General features: G+C 71.4%; 19 protein-coding genes. 8 read left to right on the forward strand and 11 right to left on the reverse strand.

The window, feature by feature from the left end:
• The first annotated feature begins 124 nt into the window (after positions 1-124).
• Both ACFSL2_RS17065 and ACFSL2_RS17070 read left to right on the forward strand, forming a co-directional pair.
• Positions 125-1,657, forward strand: a complete 1,533-nt coding sequence (locus ACFSL2_RS17065; protein ID WP_377198983.1) for an RNA polymerase sigma factor — start codon at positions 125-127, stop codon at positions 1,655-1,657.
• A gap of 199 nt (positions 1,658-1,856) precedes the next feature.
• Positions 1,857-3,380, forward strand: a complete 1,524-nt coding sequence (locus ACFSL2_RS17070) for a sigma-70 RNA polymerase sigma factor region 4 domain-containing protein (protein ID WP_377198984.1) — start codon at positions 1,857-1,859, stop codon at positions 3,378-3,380.
• Here the strand turns inward: ACFSL2_RS17070 and rlmC are convergent.
• The 5 genes from rlmC to ACFSL2_RS17095 all read right to left on the reverse strand — a co-directional run bounded on the left by rlmC (position 3,347) and on the right by ACFSL2_RS17095 (position 8,384).
• A complete protein-coding gene (rlmC, locus tag ACFSL2_RS17075) occupies positions 3,347-4,558 on the reverse strand; it encodes a 23S rRNA (uracil(747)-C(5))-methyltransferase RlmC (protein ID WP_377198985.1) in 1,212 nt (403 codons plus the stop codon). The two genes, ACFSL2_RS17070 and rlmC, sit on opposite strands and share 34 nt — an antisense overlap.
• A 55-nt stretch (positions 4,559-4,613) precedes the next feature.
• Positions 4,614-5,930 carry a M15 family metallopeptidase gene (locus ACFSL2_RS17080; protein ID WP_377198986.1) on the reverse strand — a complete coding sequence of 439 codons (1,317 nt, stop codon included), beginning with the start codon at positions 5,928-5,930 and terminating at the stop codon, positions 4,614-4,616.
• Between the two features lie 33 nt (positions 5,931-5,963).
• The gene (locus ACFSL2_RS17085; RefSeq protein ID WP_377198987.1) at positions 5,964-6,584 is read right to left on the reverse strand and encodes a DinB family protein; all 621 of its coding nucleotides are present in this window, start codon (positions 6,582-6,584) and stop codon (positions 5,964-5,966) included.
• A 70-nt stretch (positions 6,585-6,654) separates the two neighbouring features.
• Complete coding sequence (locus ACFSL2_RS17090; protein WP_377198988.1) at positions 6,655-7,422, reverse strand: ABC transporter permease; 768 nt, start codon at positions 7,420-7,422, stop codon at positions 6,655-6,657.
• Complete coding sequence (locus tag ACFSL2_RS17095) at positions 7,419-8,384, reverse strand: ATP-binding cassette domain-containing protein (RefSeq protein ID WP_377198989.1); 966 nt, start codon at positions 8,382-8,384, stop codon at positions 7,419-7,421. The genes ACFSL2_RS17090 and ACFSL2_RS17095 overlap by 4 nt, the downstream gene beginning before the upstream one ends.
• 131 nt (positions 8,385-8,515) lie before the next feature.
• Between ACFSL2_RS17095 and ACFSL2_RS17100 the strand changes: the two genes are divergently transcribed.
• Positions 8,516-9,403, forward strand: a complete 888-nt coding sequence (locus tag ACFSL2_RS17100) for a TetR/AcrR family transcriptional regulator (RefSeq protein WP_377198990.1) — start codon at positions 8,516-8,518, stop codon at positions 9,401-9,403.
• Positions 9,404-9,568: 165 nt separating this feature from the next.
• Positions 9,569-10,165 (forward strand): DNA-3-methyladenine glycosylase I, encoded by a 597-nt coding sequence (locus tag ACFSL2_RS17105; RefSeq protein ID WP_377200845.1) that lies wholly within the window; start codon positions 9,569-9,571, stop codon positions 10,163-10,165.
• A 3-nt stretch (positions 10,166-10,168) separates the two neighbouring features.
• On the opposite strand, the gene ACFSL2_RS17110 is transcribed toward ACFSL2_RS17105, so the two are convergent.
• On the reverse strand, positions 10,169-11,041 hold the full coding sequence (locus ACFSL2_RS17110; protein WP_377198991.1) for an LLM class F420-dependent oxidoreductase: 873 nt from the start codon (positions 11,039-11,041) through the stop codon (positions 10,169-10,171).
• Positions 11,042-11,071: 30 nt separating this feature from the next.
• Complete coding sequence (locus tag ACFSL2_RS17115; protein ID WP_377198992.1) at positions 11,072-11,689, reverse strand: TetR/AcrR family transcriptional regulator; 618 nt, start codon at positions 11,687-11,689, stop codon at positions 11,072-11,074.
• A 191-nt stretch (positions 11,690-11,880) separates the two neighbouring features.
• Here ACFSL2_RS17115 and ACFSL2_RS17120 point away from each other — a divergent pair, with 191 nt between their 5' ends.
• Complete coding sequence (locus ACFSL2_RS17120; protein WP_377198993.1) at positions 11,881-13,131, forward strand: NYN domain-containing protein; 1,251 nt, start codon at positions 11,881-11,883, stop codon at positions 13,129-13,131.
• Positions 13,132-13,169: 38 nt separating this feature from the next.
• On the opposite strand, the gene ACFSL2_RS17125 is transcribed toward ACFSL2_RS17120, so the two are convergent.
• From ACFSL2_RS17125 to ACFSL2_RS17140, 4 genes are read right to left on the reverse strand one after another with little or no spacing between them, the layout of a single operon-like run.
• On the reverse strand, positions 13,170-14,240 hold the full coding sequence (locus tag ACFSL2_RS17125; RefSeq protein WP_377198994.1) for an App1 family protein: 1,071 nt from the start codon (positions 14,238-14,240) through the stop codon (positions 13,170-13,172).
• Between the two features lie 15 nt (positions 14,241-14,255).
• Positions 14,256-15,167: a carbohydrate ABC transporter permease gene (locus tag ACFSL2_RS17130; RefSeq protein ID WP_377198995.1), complete on the reverse strand. Its 912-nt coding sequence runs from the start codon at positions 15,165-15,167 to the stop codon at positions 14,256-14,258.
• A gap of 1 nt (position 15,168) precedes the next feature.
• On the reverse strand, positions 15,169-16,137 hold the full coding sequence (locus tag ACFSL2_RS17135; RefSeq protein ID WP_377198996.1) for a carbohydrate ABC transporter permease: 969 nt from the start codon (positions 16,135-16,137) through the stop codon (positions 15,169-15,171).
• 14 nt (positions 16,138-16,151) lie between these two features.
• Positions 16,152-17,510 carry an extracellular solute-binding protein gene (locus tag ACFSL2_RS17140; protein WP_377198997.1) on the reverse strand — a complete coding sequence of 453 codons (1,359 nt, stop codon included), beginning with the start codon at positions 17,508-17,510 and terminating at the stop codon, positions 16,152-16,154.
• A gap of 146 nt (positions 17,511-17,656) precedes the next feature.
• On the opposite strand from ACFSL2_RS17140, the gene ACFSL2_RS17145 reads away from it, so the two are divergent.
• From ACFSL2_RS17145 to ACFSL2_RS17155, 3 genes are all read left to right on the forward strand, one after another.
• Positions 17,657-18,694 (forward strand): LacI family DNA-binding transcriptional regulator, encoded by a 1,038-nt coding sequence (locus tag ACFSL2_RS17145; RefSeq protein ID WP_377198998.1) that lies wholly within the window; start codon positions 17,657-17,659, stop codon positions 18,692-18,694.
• A 129-nt stretch (positions 18,695-18,823) separates the two neighbouring features.
• Complete coding sequence (locus ACFSL2_RS17150) at positions 18,824-20,716, forward strand: glycoside hydrolase family 2 protein (RefSeq protein ID WP_377198999.1); 1,893 nt, start codon at positions 18,824-18,826, stop codon at positions 20,714-20,716.
• 89 nt (positions 20,717-20,805) lie between these two features.
• Positions 20,806-21,450 (forward strand): lysophospholipid acyltransferase family protein, encoded by a 645-nt coding sequence (locus tag ACFSL2_RS17155; protein ID WP_357465371.1) that lies wholly within the window; start codon positions 20,806-20,808, stop codon positions 21,448-21,450.
• Positions 21,451-21,498 lie beyond the last annotated feature (48 nt).

The following is a 21,498-nucleotide window of genomic DNA, read 5'->3' on the forward strand; positions in this document are numbered from 1 at the left end:
CGACTCCGCCGCCGAAGATCCTGGAGCCGACGACCCCGGAGACTTGCGCAGAACCGGAGTTGTGGTGCGATCATTGGCCAGCGCATCAAAACCGGACACACAGGGCAGAGGGGGCCAGGACCGCGTGACCACGACTGGTGATCTGCGGATTGACGACTGGGTCGTGCATCGTCCTAATGTCGTGCGTTCGGTCGCTGCTCGGGTGCCCGGGATCGATGCCGAGGAGGCCGCCAGCCGCGCGCTGGAGAAGATGGTCCGGATCGTGTCCACCGGCGGCACGATCGAGGACCCCGCCCCGTACTGGCGACGCGCCGCGGTCAACGAGGCGATCAGCATGACCCGCGAGGCCGGACGCACCCGCCCGGTCGAGGACGACACCCTGGACGGCCTGACGCCCCCGGTCGCCGGTGCCGAGCTGGACGCCGAACGTCAGGCCGACGTCAGCATGCTGCGCTCCGCGCTGTCCGACCTGGGCGACGACGACCGGCAGATCCTGCTGGAACGGCACGTGCACGACAAGGCCGTGACCGATATCGCGGGCGACCTGGGTGTGCGCCCGCACGCCGTCACGATGCGGCTGCGCCGCGCCGAGGAGCGCCTGGCCGGCGCGTTCGCCGCCGCGCACGCCCAGGGCGTCAACGAGCCCGAGTGCCGCACCACCCGCGCCGCGATGCACGACTACCTCAAGGGACGCCTCCTGCCGCGGCGGCAGCGGCGTCTGGAGGTCCACATGGACGGGTGCGGGGAATGTACCCGGGCGTTCATCGATGTGCGGGAAGTGTCCTGGATGCTGCGTGACCTCGGTCAGCATCTCGTGGCCGGCGGGCTGGTCACCGGTGCGGCCGGTGCCGGCCTCGCCGGCGTGGGTGCTGCGGGGACCCGGCCACGGTCGTTCGGCCCGAAGGAGACCGCCGTCGCCGCCGGCGTGCTGGCCGCCCTCGCGATCGGCGGCGGCGCGGCCGCCCTGATCGCCAACCAGAACGACGAACCCCCCGCCCAGGCCATCCACGACCCGGGCGCCGCCGCAGGTGGCGACGGTGCGGGCGCCGCCGCAGGTGGCGACGGTGCGGGCGGCGGCGGCGCGGGCGGCAACGGTGGCGGTGGCGGCGGTGCGGGCAGTGACGCCGGCACCGGCGACGGTCCCTCGGACTCCCCGGAGCAGCCCCAGCAGGATCAGCCACCGTCCATCCCGCCCGCCGACCCCCAGCCGCGCCCGGCGACCACGCCCAAGGAAGACGCTGTCCCGGCGGCGAACCCGGTGGCCCCAGCCGATCAGGGCGCGACCGGCACCGCCCCGGCTCCCGCGCCGGACGACGCACCGCAAGCACCCCGTCCGGACCCCGGCCCCGACCCGGCGCCGGATGACGGCACCGACAAGCCCGACCCCGCTCCGCCGACCGACCCGCCGCCGATCAAGCCCGCCCCGGAGGAGCCGGCCGAGCCGCCGCCCAGCCTGCCGGACCCGCCGGAGGCTCCGGCCGATCCGGGCCTCGGCACCGCGGTGGACGACCTGCTCGCCAGTCTCGGTCTCGGCGACCTGCCCGGTGTCGATATCGCGACCACCACCTTGAACGAGGTCTGGGCACTGCTCTTCGGTACGGCCGCGGCCGGCGCCGGACAGGCCGTCGACGACGCGCAGACAGCGACCGGGGACTGATGGCCGTGCGGGCTCGGTACCTGGCCCGCACCTCCTCGCTGCTGTGCGAACGCACAGTCCTTCTGGGCGACAGCCCAAGATCGCCCCTTGATCACGCCACTTCCTTCCATGCGGTTGCATTCTTTGCGACCATGCACGCCCGAGGCTTCGTGCGCCGTTGGCGCATGCGGCGCCCCGTCGTGTGCAGGAGGGGGGAGACGTGACCGTCACCAGCGCGGACCTCAGCCAGTGGGCAGCGCACCGCCGTGCTGTCGTCCTCACGGTCTCCCGCCGTGTACCCGGCATCGATCCGGAGCTGGCCGCGAGCCGTGGCCTGGAGCTCCTGTGTCTCGAGCTGCTGAAGCACGGCGACGTGCCCGACCCCGTCGTGTTCTGGAGCGCCGCAGCGGTGGACGTGGGTCTGGCGATGGCACACGACGAACCGTCACCCGACGGCCAGGGCGCACCGAGCGAGGTCATGACGGCGCCGGTGCGGCGAGCTCTCGACTTCGAGGTGCTGACCACGGCGATGGAACGGCTGCCTGCCGGGGACCAGCAGCTGCTCTGGGATCATCACGTGGAATCCCGCCCGGTGGCCGCGATCGCCGACGAGATCGGCGTGCTCCCGTACGCCGCGAAGCGGCGCCTGCGCCGCGCCGAGAACCGCCTCGCGAGCAGCTTTGCCGAGACGCACACGGGCACCGCCGACGACGTCGAGTGCGAGTCCACGCGGTCCGCGCTGCACGACTTCGTCCGCAACCGTCTTCTGCCGCGCCGCCGCCAGGAGGTCGAGGACCACACGGTGCAGTGCGCCGGCTGCACCCGCGCCTTCGTCGACGTCCGGGAGTCCTACTGGATGCTCCGCGCCGCGGCTCCGGTCCTGCTGCTCGGCGCCGTGACAGCGGCGCAGTCGAGCACCGCGGTCGCGACCGGTGCGGGTGTCGCCGCGACGGGCGCCGGCCTCGGCGGCGGGCTCGCCACGCTGAGCACGCGCGTGATGCTGACGATCCGTAGTGCGCTGACCGACCCCGTCAGCCTGACGGCGACCGTGGCCGGCGGGATCTTCCTCACCACCGCCGTCACCACCGGAGTGGCGCGGGACGCCGGAGCACTGCCGGCGTTCCTCGAGATGGGCACGGTCTCCGTCTCCGCACCCGACGACGCGCGGGCCGCGGTGCCCGACGTCGTGCCGACGTCCCCGGCGGAGGACCCGTCGGACCGTCCGGAGTCGACGCGGTTCGTCCCCCCAGGTCTGGCACGAGGCGACGCCGTGCCACCGGGCCTCGCCAAGCAGGGTGGGACGACGCCGGGCCTCGGGAAGAAGGACGTCGTGCCACCCGGCCTGGCCAGGCAGGAGGCGCCGCCGACAGGCCCGGCAGCAGGGGTCGACGACCCCGCCATGCCGACGGAGCCGGGCACGGTCGCCACGCCCGGGCAGCCGGGCACGGGCCGCACACCGCCGGGCCTCGCGCAGAACGGCGGGACTCCCCCCGGACAGTCGAAGCAGAAGATCGATCCGCCGGGCCAGACGAGGCAGGAGCAGCTCGCGCCGGCTCAGGAGAAGGACGGCACGTCGCCCGGCAGGTCAGGGTCGGCGGGCCGCCCGGACGGGTCCGTAACGGCCGGACCGAGCCGCGGGCAGGGAAGCCCGCACCCCGTGCCGGACAGTGCTCGCGGAGACGACGGGGACCGCCGAACGGGACCGCCCGATCACGCCCGTTCCAGGAGGACGAGCACCTCGTAGTGCGACGTCTGCGGGAACATGTCCAGCAGACGCCCCCGCACCGGCCGCAGGGACGGCATGGCGGCGAGGTCCCGCGCGAGCGTCACCGCGTTGCAGCTCGAGTACAGGACGTGCTCGATCCCGGAAGCCTCGAGCCACTGCGCCAGATCGGTGCCGATGCCCCGACGGGGCGGGTTCACGATCACCATCTCGGGCAGCTCGGACGTACCCGGTCCTACCGCGAACGCCGTCGCGTCGCCCGCGGCGAACGTGACGTCACGGAAGCGGTCGGCCCCGTCGCCCGCACGGAGCCTGTCCGCCGTGCCCGACGCCGCGGCGATCGCCTCCGCGCTGATCTCGATGCCCGTGACGGCGCGGCCTGCCGCGGCGCAGTGCAGCGCGAAACCACCCACGCCGCAGTACAGGTCCCAGAGGGTGCTCGGCCCTACCTCGTCCACCCAGGTGCGGGCCTGCCGGTAGAGCTCCGTGGCGACCGCGGTGTTGGTCTGGAAGAAGCTCTGCGGGCGCAGGTCGAGCGAGATGTCGTCGATGCGCATCGGCAGCGTGGTGCGCTCGGTGAGCGGGATCTCGAGATCGCCCTCGAGCACCGCGGCATGCGCCGGCTGGATGTTCGCCGACGCGACGGCGAGCGCCGGTAGCTCGGCCCGCAACCAGTCCAGGTGCTTGCGGATCCGGGCGATGGCCTCCTGCGAGCGCAGCACGAACCGCACCATGAGCTCGCCGTCGGGCGACAGGGTGACCAGCAGGTACTTGAGCTCGCCGCGCTGCTGTGCACGTCGGCCCCGGCCGGCGACCTGGTACGGCTCCAGCGCGGCCCGCGTGACGAAGGCCGCCAGGGGCGCGAAGGAGGCCTGGAGGGCCGGCGGGTAGAGGCCGCAGTCCGTGAGGTCCACCCCGTGGCCACCGCGGTCGAGAATCCCGAGCACCGGCTCGGCGACCGTTCCGCTGACCACCATCTTCGCCTTGTTGCGGAAGCCGGACTCGCGGCTGCTGACCGCGGGGAGCCAGGTGAGGCCCGCGCCGGCGGTCGGGCCGGTCCGCGCGCTGGTCGGGCGGGTCGAGACGGGTTCGAGGAGCGTGGCGACGTGCCGCTCCTTGTCGAGCACCTGGGTGGGGTAGTCGATCTCCAGGAGGGTGCAGGAGTGGCAGCGGCCGGCGTCGTAGTGGGGGCACTGCACCCTCCCATTATCCAGCCCTTGCGCAAGCGCCCCGCTCAGCGTCCGCGTGGGGCCGTCATCCGGTGAACTCGAAGTGCCACGGCTCCTCGCGGCCACCGCCCGCTCGCGCCCACTCCGGATGGTGCCAGCCCACCTCGGGCCCGTTCGCGGCGAGCCATTCGAACTCGGGCCGGCCGAAGCGGAAGCCGTCGTCCGTGGGCACGTCGATCGCCAGGGCCCAGCCGTGGTTCGAGGTCCCGGGTGCCGCCACCTGGCCGCTGCCGAACTCGTCGAGCGCCTGGAGCTGCCAGTCGTAGGGCCGGTACCCGTACTCCACGCGCAACGGCTTGCCGAACTTCGTCTCGAACTCCGCCCCCAGCTTCTTCCATGCCTCGGCCGCATCGCATCGCAGGTACTGGTCCTGTCCCTCCGGTCCGATGCCGACCTTGCACAGATCCGCCAGGTCGAGCCGCCCGTTGGAGCCGTCGGCGACGGTGGCGCGGGCGCCCCACGCTGCCTCCTCTATGGCGGCGCGCGCCGCCTCACGCCGCTCGCCCAGGTCCTCCACGGAGCTCAGCTCGTCCGGGTCGGCCCCGGCAGCGAGCGCCGCCTGGCCTTCCGCGCGGTGCGTCGCGAGGGTGTCGCGGACCGCTGCGGGGGCGCCGTTGTCCGCGCTCCAGCTCAGCGTGTACTCGGAGTCGCGCACGGAGATCTCGAGCTGTGCCGTCACGAGGGTCAGCGTCTTCTTCGCCGTCTCGAGGCGTTCGGCCGTCCTCTTCGCCTGCTCCGCGGCGGCGCGGGCTTCGGCCTGTGCGTCCTTGCGGTCCTGCCGCCACTTCCGGGTCGCCGTCCGCACGTCCTCGGTCGCCGTGGTGAGCGTGGCCGACGTGGTGCGCAGGCTGGTCGTCCACTCGGTCACCTGGGTGCCGAGGGCGTCGATGTCCTCCTGGGCTTCGAGCCCGCCGGGGCCAGGGACGGGCGGCGGCTGTGCGGCGCCGAGCTCCTTGGCCGCGGCGATGTGCTCGGCCAGGTCGGTGCGGACCGCGTCGTCAGCCACCTTGCCCCGGGAGGTGGCCAGGACTCGTTCAGCCTTCGTGATCTGCTCGGCCAGGTCCTCCTGGGTGGCGCGCCCGTCGTCGAGGGCCTGCACGACGTCGGTGCGGGCCGCCGCCCGCTCGCGCTCGCTCTCGGCGTGGACGAGCGCGAACAGGATGCTGGCCACCAGCGCGACCGCCGTGGTGACGAGGAAGACGATCAGCGGGCGCATGGAGCCGCCGTCCGCCGGGGCGTCCGTCCTGGACCGATCGGCGCCTTCGGGCGGCTCGGCACCCACGGACGGGTCAGCGGCTGCGGGCGGCTCGGCGGCTGCGGACGGCTCCACGTTGAGGGACATGGCCCGAAGTTTGGCGAATCCGCGACCCTGGCGCTAGTTGTCTGCGCGCTCCGCGAGGTTCTTGAGCTTGTCGATGTACACGGCGGCCTCGCCGGCCTGCCAGTCCGGGATGTTCGTGTTGTGGGGCAGGAGTCCCACGGACCGGTCGGTGAGCTCGCGCAGGATGTCCGCGTGGCCCGCGTGCCGGGTGATGTCGTTGGCTACGTGCGTGATGATGCGGAACAGCGTGACCTCGCGGTCGCCCCACCAGGGCACTCGCCCGACCGTGTCCAGCGGCAGCGTGTCGATGGTCTCGTCGCTGAACGTCCAGACCCGCCGGTAGAGGTCCACGATCGAGGCGATCGACTCGTCCGCCGTCGCGTACCAGTCGGCCTGCGGGTCGTCGTCGAGCGCCTGGTCGGACGGGATCTCCTCCGGGTGGGGCCATTCCCGGCCGAAGCAGACGCCGAAGTACCCGATCTCGGTGTTGGCGCAGTGCTTCACCACGCCGAGCAGGTTGTTGCCCGACGCCACGAGCGGCCAGCGCGCCTGCTTCTCCGTGAGGCCCTCGAGCTTCCACACGAGGGCCTCACGGGTCTCGGCAAGGTACTGCTTCAGGATCTGCTTCTGTTCGAGCTCGTTGTCGCCGGGTGAACTGTCAGTCGTCTGCGCCATGGAGACAGTGTGTCCCCCGCCACCGACATCTCACGAGCCCGGTCTACCCGGGCACGTTGCCGGGTGGCGGTCATCGCCGGGTGCGGAACGCCAGGCCTGCTGCCACCGCGAAGAGCAGCCCGAGGCCGAGGCACCAGACGACGGCGAGCACGGCGCTGCCGGTGGGGTCGGCGATACCCGCGACGTCGCCGGCGAGCAGGCCGCGCACCGTCTCGATCACCGGCGTCACGGGCTGGTGCTCCGCGAAACCGCGCAGCCAGCCCGGGAGCGTCTCGACGGGCACGAACGCGCTGGACACGTAGGGCAGGAACATGACGAAGAAGGAAAAGCCGGCAGCGGCCTCCGGCGACCGGACCAGCACTCCCACCAGGGCCGCGAGCCACGTGACCCACCCGACGAAGAGCAGGATCATCCCGACGGCAGCGAGCCACCCCAGCAGGGAGGCCTCGGGGCGGAAGCCCAACAGGATCGAGACCCCGAACACGATGGCGGTGGTGACCAGGTTCTTCACGAGGCTGGCGGCCACGTGTCCAGAGAGCACGGTCCAGGCGGTGACGGGCATCGACCGCAGCCGTTCGACCATGCCGCTCGACATGTCGTACTCCACCGACGCGGCCGTGCTCGCGGCACCGAACCCGGCGGTCAGCAGGATGACGCCCGGCGTCACGTAGTTGACGTAGCCGGTACCGGTGTCCATCGCGCCACCGAAGACCAGCACGAACATCAGCAGGATGATCACGGGCAGCACCACCGCGGTGATCATGGCGTCCAGGTCGCGCGAGACGAGGCGCAGGCCGCGCACCGTCATGGTCGAGATGTCTCGGAGCAGGTACGTCATACTGCCACCCCCGCTGGTCGCGCCGAGTGCTCCTGGCCGACGTGGCCGGTCAGCGCGAGGAAGACGTCGTCGAGGGTGGGTGCGCGGACCTCCCAGTGGTCGGGCGTCACCCCCGTCGCCTCGACGGCGGACAGCACGGACCGGACGTGGGCGACCGAACCGTCGGTGGGCACCCGCACCCGCGCGCCGTCGACCGTGGCCGCGAGGGCCGGGGCGACCCGGTCGGCGTCGGACACGGAGGCGAAGGTGAGCTCGACGCCCGCGTCACCCACCTCCCGCTTGAGCTGCGCGGGCGGGCCCTCGGCGACCACGCGGCCGCCGTCGACGAGCGCGACCCGCTGGGCGAGGCGATCTGCCTCCTCGAGGTACTGGGTGGTGAGGAAGACGCTGGTGCCTTCGTCGACCACGCCACGGACCACGTCCCAGAGCGCCTGCCGCGATCTCGGGTCGAGGCCCGTGGTCGGTTCGTCGAGGAACATGATGCGCGGCCGGGTGAGCAGCCCGGCGGCGAGGTCGAGCCGGCGCCGCATGCCGCCGGAGTAGGTATCGACCCGGCGCCCGGCGGCGTCCGCCAGCTCGAACGCCGTGAGGAGCTCGGAGACCCGGCTGCGCACCACCCGGCGCGGGAGGTGCGCGAGGTGGCCCATCATCGTGAGGTTCTCGGCCCCGGACTGCTTGTTGTCCACGGCGACCTGCTGGCCGGTGAGGCTGATGATCTCGCGGACGCGCCGCGCGTCCCGCACCACGTCGAACCCGGCGACCGTGGCCCGGCCGGCGTCGGGCCGCAGCAGTGTCGACAGGATGCGGACGGTGGTGGTCTTGCCGGCGCCGTTGGGGCCGAGCAGCGCGAGAACCTGCCCTTCCTGGAGCTCGAGGTCGAGCCCGTCGAGCACGGGCGGGCCCGTCGAACCTCGCCGGGCGAAGGACTTGTGCAGGCCTTCTGCGGTGACGATCGCGGCCATGGTCTTCTTCTTCCTCTCGACGTCAACACATACTGTTTATGCCGTACGCGTTTTAGTGTGACCCGTAAACAGTATGTGGTCAAGAGAGTTTCGCGCCCGGGCCCGCCGCGGATCGGGCAGGATGGAGACCGATGAGCACCGACAGCACGCCCGAGCCCGTCGAGCGGCCGCACGGCCACGACGAGCGGCCGCAGGACGCGGGCCCGCGGGCCGAGCTGCCCGCTGCCGTCCAACGCCTGTGGGGGGAGGCCGCGCCGCGCCGCCGAGGGCCCAAGCCCGCGCTGTCCGTCGCGCAGATCGTGCAGGCCGCGATGGACCTGGCCGACGCCGAGGGCCTCGCCGCCGTCTCGATGGCGCGGGTCGCGCAGGCCGTCGGGTACACCCCGATGGCCTTGTACCGGCACGTCTCCAGCAAGGACGAGCTGCTGGTCCTGATGTCGGACGCCGTGGCGCGCGACCTGCCCGACCTGCCGGCCGACATCGGCTGGCGCGCCGGGCTCGAGATCTGGACGCGCATCCAGATCGACCTGGGGCTGGACCGGCCGTGGATCCTCGACCTGCCGCTGTCGGCCGTGCTGCCAGGACCCAACCGGTTGCGCTGGATGGACCAGGCGTTCGGCGTCCTGCGGCAGGTCGACCTCGCCGCCGACGAGAAGCTCGCGATCATCGGCCTGCTCGCACAGCACGTCCTGGGGGAGGCTCGGGTACACATCGAGTCCCGGCGCGCGGCCGTCCAGCAGGTGCGGCGGGCCGGCGGGCTCCCCGAGGGGACGCCCGAGTCCGAGCTCGATCCCGCGGCGATCGAAGCGGCCGACCCCTACTCCGACTTCGAGACGGTGCTCGCCCAGTACGCCGAACCCACTCGATACGCCCACCTGTTCGAGGCTTTCTCGACCTGGACGGGGCCGTCGCAGCCCTCACCGCTGGCGGACGACATCGCGTTCGGAATCACCATCGTCCTGGACGGTGTCGAGGCCTACCTGCGGCAACGCGGCGCGATTCCCGACGACGGGTCATGAGCCCCTCGATACGGCAGCACACCGGTCCTGGCGCGACCACAGGCAGCGACTTTCGGACGCCTTCCACAGGTGAGCGGCCGGAACGTGTGGAGTGTGGGTGAGGTGCGTCAGAGTGGTGCCGTGACCAGTGATCTGACCAGTGATCCCAGGACAGACGACAAGACGGTGCCGGAGCCGGCCGGTGCGGGCCCGCGGTGCTTCGGCGACGGTGATCCGCTCTATGAGGCCTACCACGACGACGAGTGGGGCGTGCCGGTGCACGGCGAGGAGGCCCTGCTGGAGCGCATAGCCCTGGAGGGGTTCCAGTCGGGGCTCTCCTGGATCACCGTGCTCCGCAAGCGTCCGGCGTTCCGTGAGGTCTTCGAGGGGTTCGCCCCGGAGAGGGTGGCTGCCTTCGGCGCCGACGACGTCGAGCGGCTGCTCGCCGACGCCCGCATCATCCGTAACCGGATGAAGATCGAGGCCACCATCGACAACGCGCGGGCCGTGGTCGCGCTGCACGACGCGGGCCGCACCCTCGACGAGCTCTTCTGGTCCTTCGCACCTGGTCCGGTCGACCGCGAGCGCCCGGCCGGCTTCGGCGACGTACCGGGCTGGACCGCCGAGTCGAAGGCCATGAGCAAGGCGATGAAGCAGCAGGGATTCCGGTTCATCGGGCCCACCACCGCCTACGCCGCGATGCAGGCCTGCGGTCTCGTCGACGACCATGTCGCCACCTGCCCGGTGGTGCTGCGGCGCGCCCGGCCGGCATCGGCTAGCTGAGCGTCACAGGTCCGCGCACGGCTCCACGACCGGAAGGACGGCGTCGCGCACCCACTCGGCGAGCGACGTGGCCGGCGGGCGCAGCATCACGGTGTCCACGCCGTGCTCGGCGAACCCGCGCATCTCCTCGACGAACGCTGCGGTGTCCCCCGGACCGATCGGTGCGCCGCGGTGCAGCATCGTGACGCGGATGTCGGCCGGGTCGCGTCCGACGTCGTCGCAGTGCCGCCGCAGCACCTCGAGCAGGTGCCGCAGCCGTTCGGGCGTCTCGGCGAACAGGTTGCAGGCGTCCGCGTACTGCGCGACGAGCCGGAGGGTCCGCTGCTCCCCGGATCCGCCGATCATGATCTCCGGTCCGGAGAGCGGGGGCGGGGAGCAGATCGTCTCGGCCAGCTGGTAGTGCTTGCCCTCGAACGGACCGTCGTTGTCCGGGTCGTACATCTGGCGCGCGATCCGCACGGTTTCCTCGAGCATCTCGAAGCGTTCCTTGAGCGGCGGGAACGGCACCCCGAGAGCGGTGTGCTCCTTGTCGTACCACGCCGCCCCGATGCCGTAGGTGGCCCGCCCGCCCGAGACCACGTCGAGCGAGGCGACGATCTTCGCCAGCAGGCCCGGGTAGCGGTACGTGACGCCCGTGACCAGTGCGCCGAGCCGTACGTTCTCGGTCACGCCCGCCAGGTAACCCAGGGTCGTGTACGCCTCCAGCATCGGGTCCGATGCTGGGAAGCCCTGGTGCTCCATCTGGAAGTAGTGGTCCATCACGGAGATCCACGCGACGCCGCCGTCGTCCGCATACCGGGCGGCGTCCGCCAGCTCGGTCCGCATCCGGGCGGGCTCCATCGAGTCGAAACGCATGAAGTGGGTGCCGATTCGCATGCCTCGATCCTCCTACGCCGTCCCGCGGCGTCAAGTGCGAGAGGCGACGAGCTCGTCCGTACGGCCCAGGACCCGCGCGACGAGCCAGGTGATCGAGTCGGCGGTCTGCCGGGGTGTCGCCGTCGGCTGCATGACATGGCTCAGCGCCGTCCGCACCGTGATGTCGATGACCGCCGAGATCCGTTCGGGCTCCAGATCGATCTCGTACTGGTCCACCCGGTCCTGGACCACGACGAGCAGCGTGCCGAGCAGTGGTTCCGAGTGTGTGGTGAGCAGCGGCAGCAGCTCGGTGTCCGCTCCGTGCGTCGCGGAGACGACTGCCCGCAGGAGCGCGTTCCCCTCGGCGAGGACGAGTGTGTTCTCGACCGCTTCGTGGATCGCCGCCAGCAGGTCGTCCGGGTGGTTCTCGAAGCCCCCGACGATCTCGAAGATGAACTTTGCCGATTCCGTGAGCACCATCGCCTCGGCGAGGTCCTCACGGCTGCCCACGGCGTTGTAGACGGTCTGTCTGCTCACACCTGCCTCGGTCGCCAGCCGTCCCATCGTCACCTTCGACCAGCCGTCGGCGCAGGTGAGACGGACCGCGGCAGCGATGATCCGACTCCGGCTGGAGATCGCATCGTCGTACCCAGCTGTCGCCTCGGCCATGCCTCGATCGTAGGCAGGGGGCGGCATCCGGGCCGGGGCAGCACGCCCGACACGGCAGATTTCACCCTTTCGCGCCGCTCGCCGGCGGTCCGGTCCCTCCGTGCCCGCCCGGCCGGCCGACCCGCTTCGGCCGCCCCGGGCCGCGGACGGACACGAAACCTGTGGCCTGGAAACCCCATAGGGTGGCGAGTATGGACCTCGAAGAACGCCTTGCTGTCTTCATCGACTACGAGAATCTGGCGCTGGGCGCCCGCGAGCACCTGGGCGGGATGCAGTTCGACTTCGGCCCGATCGCCGACGCCCTGGCCGTGCGCGGCCGGGTGGTCGCGCGCCGGGCCTACGCGGACTGGTCGTACTTCGACGAGGACCGTCGCATGCTCACCCGGCACCAGGTCGAGCTGATCGAGATGACGCAGCGCATGGGCGCTTCCCGCAAGAACGCGGCTGACATCAAGATGGTGGTCGACGCCATCGAGATGGCCTTCGAGCGCGACTACATCTCGACCTTCGTCATGTGCACGGGCGACAGCGACTTCTCGCCGCTCGTCCACAAGCTCCGCGAGCTGAACAAGCGGGTCATCGGCGTCGGTGTCGAGAAGTCGACGTCCCGCCTGCTGCCCGCGGCCTGCGACGAGTTCCTCTTCTACGACCGCCTCGAAGGCGTCGAGGTGCCCGACGAGGACCAGCGCGCACCCGCCCCGAAGCGCGGCACCCGCTCGCGCAAGCCCGCCGCGACGCCGGAGCGCGCCGCGACCCAGAAGGCCCCCACCACATCACGCCGCGCGAAGGCCGCCGAAGCGGTGGCAGAGGCCGTCGCCGAGCCCGCCGCACCGGCCGCGGTCGAGCCCGAGGCGGAGACCAAGCCGGCCACCCGCCGTCGTAAGAAGGCGGAGCCCGTCCCCGCGCCCGTCGAGGTCGCGCCGGAGGCCGAGATCGACGTGGCCGAGCAGGAGGACGAGGCACCGGCGTCGAGCGACGCGCCGATGGAGGTGCGCGTGGCACAGACCCTCGCCGACCTGCAGTCCTCCACGAGCGGCCCTGTGACCGCGTCCGCGCTCAAGCGGACCCTGCTGCGCAAGGACGCGACGTTCAGCGAGTCCGACTACGGCTTCCGTACGTTCGGCGAGTTCCTGCGTTTCCTCGCGGACCGCGGTTTCGTGGAGCTCGCGACGGGACCGTCGGCGGGTGACCCCGAGGTGTCGCTGCCGGAGCAGGGCGACACCGACGCGGCCTTCGGTCTGCTGCGGACCGTGGTGCAGGAGTCCGGCGGCTCGGCCGCCCTGTCAGGGCTGAAGAACGCCGTGCGCAAGAAGCGCCCGGACTTCTCGGAGAAGGCGCTCGGCTTCCGCGGTTTTCTCCAGTTCGCGAAGGCGGCGGAGGCCGCCGGCACGGTTGCGCTGGCCTGGGACGACGACACCGACGACTACCTGATCACCGCCTGAGAGCCGGATCGCCTCTGAGCCGGAGGCGCACGGAGCACTCACCCGTCGAGCACGCCCGGCACGGCGGCGAGGTGGCGGCCGAGCTCGGCCCCGTCGCGACCGGTGACCGTCGGCACCTGCGGCACGTCGGATCCCTCCACCTCGGCATCCGGGTCCGGCACGTTCCCGGCGAGCACCTGCTGCCCGCCGGTGAGCCGGCGGATCGCCACGGCCCGCACCTGGTCCGGCCGGCGCCGCACGGCCTCCTGGTAGATCTGCACGTCGTGCTGGCCGTTGTCGCCGAAGAGCACCCAGCGCACGTGCGGGAACCACGACATCAGCAGCTCGAGACTCGCCTTCTTGTGTGCCGGGCCCCGGCGGAACCATCCCGTGAGAGTCGGTCCCCAGTCGGTCAGGAGCAGGGGCCCGGACGGGTACGCGTGACGCGAGAGGAACGCCCGGAGCGTGCCCGCGGTGTTCCACGCCCCTGTCGACAGGTAGAAGAAGCACGCGTCCGGATGTGCCTGGTGGAGCTCCCGGTACAGCTCGGGCATGCCCGGCACGGCGCGTCGGCTGCTCGAGTGCCGCACGAACGTGTTCCAGGCCGCGAGCAGCGGCCGCGGCACCGCCGTCACCATGGTGGTGTCGTCGATGTCGCTGATCACCCCGAACCGCGTGTGCCCGTCCAGGATCAGCAGCGCGGCGTCGGTCGGGCACGGATCGGGCCCGTCGAGGTACGTCAGGACGGCGGACCGCCAGCCGGCGGGCAACGGGGCGTCGGTGGGGAGCTCGACGTCGACGTAGCCGGCGCGGTCGCTCGTCGCCACGGACGTGTGGTCACCCACCTGGAGCCGTACCCGCCGGTGCGGCGCCGGCACGGTCAAGAAGTGGCGGAACCCGCGCCGACCCGCGCGCAGCGCGTCACGGTTCGGTGCGGCCGGCCCGGGCCGGGCGAGCAGCACGCGCGCGAGCACCCGCACCTGGTCCGGCGTGCCGTACCCGGTATAGGTCTCGATGCGGGGCCGCCAGCCGGCGCGGGCGAGCGCCCACCCCGCCGCGGCGTAGAAGTGGTCCTCCACCACCGCGGCGAGGTGCGGGCGCTGTGAGGGGTGCGGAGTAGGAGTAGCCACACCCGATTGTGGCTGCTACTGGCCACCCATGCCGGTCGTCGCCACGCCATGCACGATGCGTCGCTGGAACAGCATGAACAGGATGAGCAGCGGCAGCGCCGCGATCATGGCGGAGGCCATGTTCTGGGCGTACTGCACGCCGTAGGCGTCCTTGACCGTCGACAGCCCGACGGGCAGCGTCATGAACTGCGGGTCGGTGGTGACGATGAACGGCCACAGGAAGTTGTTCCACGCACCGATGAACACGAAGATCGCCACGGCGACGAGGATCGACTTCGACAGCGGCAGCACGATCGTCCAGAACAGCCGCCACGGCCCGGCGCCGTCGATCCGGGCGGCATCGAGCAGCTCCCGCGGGATCGCGTCGAAGAACCGCTTGAGGATGAACACCATCACGGGCGCCACAATCTGCGGCAGCACGATGCCGGCGAACGTGTCCACGAGCCCCAGGACCTGCATCTCCCGGAACAGCGGCACGATGAGGATCTGCCCGGGCATCATGATCGACGCGAGGGTGAGCCACTGCATCAGCGCCCGGCCCTTGAACAGGGTCTGCGAGAACGCGAAGGCCGCCATCGCCGAGATCAGCACCGTGAGCGCCGTGACCAGCGCGGCGACCACCAGGCTGTTCCACATCCACAGCAGGAGGTCGCTGTTGTTGAGCACCGACCGGTACGCGTCGAGCGTCCAGCCCATGGTGGGCCACCACGACGCGGGGAGGGCGGCCTCGGCCTCGTATTTGAAGCTCGTGACCGCGCCCCAGGCGAGCGGCACCAGCCAGATACCGGCAAGCACGACGAGTGCCGCCAGGGCCCCGGCGCGCGCCCAGGGCGACGGGCCGATCGTGAGCTTGGTGAGGGCCCGGTTCTCGGCCCGGTCCTGCGCTACCTTCGTCCGGCGGACGTCGGTGATGTCGGCGACAGCCATCTCAAGCCTCCTTCCGGGCGGGCAGGAGCCGCACCAGCGTGAATACCAGGATCAGCGCGAAGAACACGTAGGAGATCGCCGAGGCGTAGCCGAGCCGGTAGTTGGTGAAGCCGGTGTCGTAGATGTACTCGAGGATCGGCCGCGTGCTGCCGTTCGGCCCGCCCGCGGTGAGCATGTAGATCTGGTCGAACACCTTGAGCGAGGCCAGCAGCTGCAGCACCACGATGACGCCGGTGATCGTGCGCAGCTGGGGCAGCGTGATGGAGTACAGCCGCCGCCACCCGCCCGCACCGTCGATCGTCGCCGCCTCGTACTGCTGGGCCGGGATGCCCTGCAACGCCGCGAGGTAGAGCAGGAAGTTGAACCCGACGGTCCACCACACGGTGACCCCCGCGATGGAGAACATCGCGACGTTCTCGTCGGTGAGCCAGCCGAGTGGCTGCAGGCCCAGACCCTTGATCCAGGTGTCGAGCAGACCGATGTCCGGCTGGAACATCCAGTTGCTCAGGTGCCAGACCACGGCGCTGGTCAGCAGGTAGGGCGCGAAGAACGACATGCGCCACACCCACTGCCCCGGCAGACCCGTGTGGACGAGCAACGCCATCACCAGGGCGAAGAGCACCAGTGGGACGGTACTGAGGAGCGTGAACCACACGGTGTTCCCCAGGGTCTGCCAGACCTGCGGATCACCGAAGGCCTCGAGGTAGTTGGCGAAGCCGATGAACTCGCTCCCGGTGCCCGTCAGGCTCTGGTTGGTCAAGCTCATCCAGAGGCCGTAGAGCGTCGGCACGACCAGGAAGAGCCCGGTGGCGACGGCGAACGGTGCGACGAACAGGTAGCCGGAGCGGTCCCGTTCGCGCATGGATCTGCGGAAAGTCTCGGTGCGCGTGCCGGACTGGCTCGCGGAGCCCCGCCGGACGGGCACTGCCCGCCCAGGGGGCGCGGTGACGCTGGCGTTCGAGGCGGTCATCGTCGTCCTCTCGATCAGGCGGGGTTGGGCAGAGCGAGGAACCGGTCCATCTCGCTCAGCATCCGGGTCACGGCGGTACGCGGAGGAGCCTTGCCGGCCAGGGTGTCCGTCATCGCGTCGGCCATGCGCGTCTGGAAGTCGCTGCCGCCACCCGTGAACCAGGCATCGGGGTCGAAGACGGCGACCTCTGCCGCGGGTGCGTAGTCACGCTGCGGCGTGAGCTCCTGGTACGCCGGCTGCTCGACGATGGGCTGGTAGGCGGGGATGTGCCCGGCCGAGGCCCAGGTGAGGCCTTCCTTGAGGAGTCCGGCGAGGACCCGGTACGTCGCCTCCCGGGCGGCGGGATCTGCCTGGGCCTGCCGGGGCAGCACGAACGCGTGCGAGTCGGCGTAGTTCGCGGGGGTGTCGAAGATCGCGGGAAACTGCGTGGCCCCGACGTCCGGCAACGCGTCGCGGAACATCGGCAGGTCCCACTCGCCGGCGAACATGATGCCCGTACGTTCCGCCATGAAACGGGCGGACGCGGCGTTGCCGTCCTGGTTCTTCGCGGCCACCGTGCCGTCGACCATGGCCTGCAGGAACTCGAAGACCTCGGCCGCTGCCTCCTCGTCGAGGGCGGCCGGCCGGCCCGGCGTGAGCTCGTAGCCGCCGCCGTTCTGGGAGTAGAGGCCCCAGAACATGCGCCAGCACCCGGCAGGGTCGCGCTGGTAGCCCCATCCGACGCCGGTCTCCCCCGTGACCTCGGCCAGCGCACGGCCGGACGCGAGGAAGTTGTCGGCCCCGGCGACCGCGTCCAGGTCGAGCTTGCCGTCCGGCGTCGCCAGACCCGCCTCCTGGATGAGCGTCGGGTTGTGGAACGCGATGTACGGGTGCGTGTCCAGGGGGAGGGCATAGAGCTGCCCGTCGAACTGGGCCTTCTCCCACACGGCGGGGGCGAAGTGCTCCTCGCCCACTCCGAGGTCCGCGAGCGCGTCCAGGTCGAACGGCTCCAGGAGCCCGCCCGGCGCGTACCCGGCCAGGCGTGACATGTGCATGACGGCGGCCTCGGGCGGTCGCCCGCCCGACGACGCCATCGCCAGCTTCGTGTAGTAGGGCGGCCCCCAGGCGAGAGTCGTCGAGTCGAGGGCGATGTCCGGGTTGGCCGACGCGACCACGCCGACCATCTCCTGCATGAGCGCACCGTCGCCGCCCGAGAAGAGGTCCCAGATCATGACCGCCGTCCGGCCGGAGCCGGCGGCGTCCGGCGTGGCGCAGCCGGCGAGCGTCCCGCCCAGCGCCACTCCGCCGGCGCCCACCAGGGCGGCGCGAAGCAGGTCGCGGCGGCTCAGGCCGCCGGAATTCTCCGCACGACTGCGGGTTCTTGACGCGGTCACGGGGCTGCCTTGCCCCGGGATGCCACGTCCTCGTAGCACGGTCATCGTCGACCTCCTATGGTGCAACGTTGCGCTCCAACGTTGGATCACGATGGACTAGGCCGGGCGTCCCGTCAAGGGGCAACGGTGCGGAAGGAAGTGAAGGGTTGTCGGAGCAAGCGGGCCGCCGAGTCGGCATCAAGGAGGTGGCCGCCGCGGCAGGGGTCTCCTGGAAGACCGTCTCCAACGTTGTCAACGACACCGGCCGCGTCGGTGACGCGACCAGGGCACGGGTGGAGGCCGTGATCGTCGAGCTGGGCTACCGGCCCAACCTCGCCGGACGGCAGCTGCGTCGGGGCCGCACCAACACCCTCGCCCTCGCCGTGCCCTGGGTGCACGCGCCGTACTTCTCGGTACTGGCCCACGAGGTGATCGACGTCGGCAGCACACGCGGCTACCGCGTCCTCATCGAGGAGACCCGGTCCTCCCGCGACACCGAGCTCCAGGTGGCGCGCGGGTTCGACGTCCAGGCGATCGACGGCATCATCTTCTCGCCGCTGGAGCTGACGCCTGCCGAGATCGACGAGGCACGCGGCTCGGTACCCCTCGTGCTGCTGGGTGAGCGCGCCGATCCGGACCCGGCCCGAGAGCGCCGCACCGACCACGTGAGCATCGACAACGTCCATGCCGCCGCCCAGGTCACGGCGCACCTGCTGGAGAGCGGCCGCCGCCGGCTCGCGTTTCTGGGTGCCGAGCCACGCGGTGCCGGCCGGACCGGTGCCCAGCGGGTCCAGGGCTTCCTCGACGCCCACGCCGCCGCCGGCATCGAGGCGGACGAGCGCTGGGTGCTCCAGGTCCCCCAGTTCTCCCGCTCGTCGGGCGCGGCGACCGTCGAGCAGGTGCTGCCCCGGATCGGTGAGATCGACGGCCTGGTGTGCGCCAACGACGAGCTGGCGCTCGGCGCACTGCACGCGCTGCGCCTGAACGGGGTACGGGTCCCCGCCGACCTCGCCGTCACGGGCTGGGACAACACGGAGGACGGCCGGTTCTCGAACCCCTCGCTGACCACCGTGGCACCGGACCTGCGGGCGATCGCCGAGACCGCGGTGGACCGGATCATCACGCAGCTCGCCGACCAGGCCGCCGACCCGGTCGACGCGCTCGTCCCGCACCGGCTGCTGGTCCGCGAGAGCAGCCGCGGCTGAGCCGTCGGGGGGCCTGCGGGGCCCCCGACGGCGTGCCCGCCACGCGCGCTTCGGTGATACAACGTTGCATTCCGATCGGAAGACGTGTTGAATCGCCGCGCACCTGTCGTAGACGCAATGGAGCAGCTGATGACCTTCCTCGACCGCTTCTCACCCGCCGGCGCTCCAACGGCCACCGCCGTGCCGCGCCCCGAGTACCCCCGCCCGCAGATGGCCAGGGACCACTGGCTCAATCTCAACGGCACCTGGCAGTTCGAGATCGACCCGGGCGACTCCGGCCTGGAGCGCGGGCTGGTCCAGCGGCCGCTCCAGAATGAGATCGTCGTGCCGTTCGCGCCCGAGTCACAGCTCTCCGGCATCGAGAACACCGACTTCCTCGAGGCCGTCTGGTACCGCCGCGAGGTCACCGTCCCCGCCGACTGGTCCGCCGTCGGCGACGACCCGCACGTCCTGCTGCACTTCGGCGCCGTCGACCACGACGCCACCGTGTGGGTGGACGGCACGGAGGTCGTCCGACACCGCGGAGGTTTCACGCCCTTCACGGCCGACCTGCACGGCATCGCGGCTCCCGGCGACACGGTGACCGTCGTCGTGCGGGCCCGCGACACGCGCCACGGGCCGCAGGCCCGCGGCAAGCAGAGCAACCGCTACGCGAACTTCGAGTGCAACTACACCCGCACCACGGGGATCTGGCAGACCGTGTGGCTCGAACCCGTACCCGCCACGCACCTGCGCCGCCCGCGGATCACGCCGGACCTCGCCAGCTCGGCGTTCGACGTCGTGGTGCCGCTGTCCGCGAACCGGCGCGGGCACGCGGTGACGGTCACCGTGACCGACGCCGAGGGCGAGGTGGCGACCGCCACCGCCCGCGCCGACCTGGACCTGGCACCGGCGCTGCGCGTCGTCGTCCCGTCCGAGCGGCTGCGCACGTGGGGCCCCGGCGATCCGCACCTGTACGGCGTGGACATCACGCTGCACGACGCCGACGGCACCCTCGTCGACTCCGTGCGCTCCTACGCCGGCCTGCGCTCCGTCTCCATCGACGGGCAGGTCGTACGGATCAACGGCGATGCGGTGTTCCAGCGCCTCGTCCTGGACCAGGGCTACTGGCCCGAGTCGCTCATGACCGCGCCGTCCGACGACGCGCTCACACACGACATCGAGCTGGGCCTCGCGGCCGGCTTCAACGGCGCCCGGCTGCACCAGAAGGTCTTCGAGGAGCGCTACCTGTTCCACGCGGACCGGCTGGGCTACCTGGTGTGGGGCGAGTTCGGCGACTGGGGCGTCAGCGGCTACGGCACGCCGGCCGACGGCCAGCGACCCACGACGTCGTTCGTCGCGGAGTGGATGGAGGCGCTGCAGCGCGACCACTCCCACCCGTCGATCATCGGCTGGTGCCCGCTCAACGAGACGCACCAGGACCTGCACGACCGCATCACCCAGCTCGACGACGTCACCCGCGCCATGTGGCTGGCCACCAAGGTGGCCGACCCGTCCCGGCCGGTGCTGGACGCCAGTGGCTACTCGCACCGCGTCCTCGAGACCGACATCTGGGACTCGCACCTGTACGAGCAGGAGCCGGCCGAGTTCGCGAAGCAGGTGGGCGGCCTCGCCGAGGGGCGCCCGTACGAGAACACGCGTGACAACGGCACCAAGCTGTCGGTGCCGTACCGGGGCCAGCCCTACTTCGTCAGCGAGTACGGCGGCATCTGGTGGAATCCCGAGGCGGCCGCCACCGCCTCGGGCAGCTCACCGGACTCCTGGGGCTACGGCCAGCGCGTCGCGGACGAGGAGGAGTTCCACGCCCGGTTCCGTGGGCTCACCGAGGCGCTGCTCGGTGACCCCCGTATGTTCGGCTACTGCTACACGCAGCTCACCGACGTGTTTCAGGAGGAGAACGGCGTCTACCGCTTCGACCGCAGCGAGAAGCTCGACGTAGCCCGGGTCCGGAAGGTCCAGACCCAGGTCGCGGCGGTCGAGACGGTCGACGGCGGCGAGGACTCGGGCGACCGAGCCTCCTGATCTCCCCCGGGGGTTTGTAGGTCTCTTTAGTCTTTTTCACCACATATCACCCCGTCCACAGGGTCGCTTGAGGGGTGCACAATAGGCCGGTGACGTACCGGTTCCTCAAGCTCATCCTCTCGATCCTCGTGCTCGTGCTTCTGCGCCCGCGCGTCACTGGCCTGCAGAACATCCCGAAGCGCGGCGCCGTGATCCTGGCGAGCAACCACCTGTCGTTCATCGACTCGCTGCTCATCCCGATCATGGCGCCGCGGCACGTCGCGTTCCTGGCCAAGGCCGAGTACTGGACGGGCAAGGGGATCAAGGGGCGGCTCTCCCGCTGGTTCTTCACCAAGATGGGGGACATCCCGGTGCAGCGGGACGACCCGCGCGCCGGGCAGCGGTCGCTCGAGGACGCGCTGGCCGTGCTGCAGCGCGGCGGCGCGTTCGGCATCTACCCCGAGGGCACCCGCTCACGCGACGGCAAGCTGCACAAGGGCCACACCGGGGTCGCCTGGCTGGCCCTGACCGGCAAGGCACCGGTGGTCCCGGTGGCCCTCCTCGGCACGGACAAGGTGAAGCCCATCGGCAAGATGCCGCGGTTCGCCCGGGTCGAGCTGCACTTCGGCGTGCCGATCGACCCCTCGCGGCAGATCGCGGCCGGCACCAAGCCCGCTCAGGCGCGACGAGAGCTGACCGAACAGGTGATGCAGTCCATCCAGGCGATGAGCGGCCAGGAGCGCGCCGACACCTGACATGGTTACCGCCGCGGCTGCCGAGTGCAGAGTTGGACGCGGCTGAAG

It is taken from the genome of Promicromonospora aerolata, from assembly GCF_042682255.1.
GTDB classification, from domain to species: Bacteria; Actinomycetota; Actinomycetes; order Actinomycetales; family Cellulomonadaceae; genus Promicromonospora; species Promicromonospora aerolata.